This is a genomic window from Streptomyces sp. SID14478 (genome assembly GCF_010548525.1).
In the GTDB taxonomy this organism is placed as follows: Bacteria; Actinomycetota; Actinomycetes; order Streptomycetales; family Streptomycetaceae; genus Streptomyces.
This window is the reverse complement of record NZ_JAAGMG010000506.1, coordinates 1-980: the sequence shown is the minus strand read 5'-3', so window position 1 is coordinate 980 and position 980 is coordinate 1. Positions and strand designations below refer to the sequence as shown.

Genomic DNA, 980 nt, shown 5'->3' with positions numbered 1-980 from the left:
CGGGCTCGGCGGGCAGCTCACCGGTGTCCTCGCCGTCTGCGTCGGCTGCGTCCGCCGCCGGGTCGAGGGAGGGCGGCGGCACCGCGACCTCGTGGACGGACCCGCGACGGGGCTCGGCCGGCGGCGCCACGTCGTCCACGTCGTCCACGTCGTCCATGTCGTCCGCGTGGTCTACGTCCTCCGCGTCCTCCTCGGCGCCGGGCTCCTGGCCGGCCGCCCCGAGGTTGCCCGCGAAACGGTTCAGCAGCCGGTGCGCCGCCGACTCCACCGCCTCCTGCGGGAGTTCGGCCACCCGGCCGTCGCCGGACCCGGTACCGGTGAAGGTGAGCGCGCAGCCGCCCTCGGTCGCGGCGACACGGGCGGTCAGCGCGAACTTCACGCCGCCCGTGCCCCGCGCCTCGACGCCCTCGCCGCTCACCCCGAACGCGCCGTCCTTCGCCTGGGTCACGGTGACGCTGCCGCGGTAGGTGATGGTGTGCCCGCCGACGCGCACCTTGATGCGGCCTCCCTCGCCGGAGGCGTCACGCTGGAACCCGGGCAGGGCCCGGGCCACGCGAAGGGGATCGCAGAGCACCGCCCGCAGGGACTCCGCCGGAACCGGAACGAACACCTCATGCTCCATGGCACCCGAGCGTAGCGACTCCGTCGCGGCCTTGACCCTTCTTCGCCGTTGCGGAAACGGTTTCCCCTCGGGTGCGGGTCTCGTCGTGGCTGGTCGCGCAGTTCCCCGCGCCCCTGGAAGGCCTGCGGCCTTCATCGGGGAGATGCCGCCCGCAGGGCGTGCATCTCAGGGGCGCGGGGAACTGCGCGACCAGCCGACCACCGGCCCGCGGCCGACGACAAAGCCCGGAGCCCCGCGGCGCCTAGTCGCCATAACGCGGATGCACCAACGTCGACGGGGCATACGCCCGCCCGGCCCGCACCACCCGCACCCCCACCACCCCCGGCACCCGCCACCCCGCCAGCACGAACCCCGCCCC

The 980-nt window shown here is 75.3% G+C and carries 1 protein-coding gene; it reads right to left on the bottom strand.

Annotated elements, in window-relative coordinates; all coding sequences use genetic code 11:
- A partial coding sequence (locus G3I40_RS16490; protein WP_164302909.1) for an SRPBCC domain-containing protein occupies positions 1-622 on the bottom strand: 622 nt, incomplete at its 3' end.
- Positions 623-980: the final 358 nt, after the last annotated feature.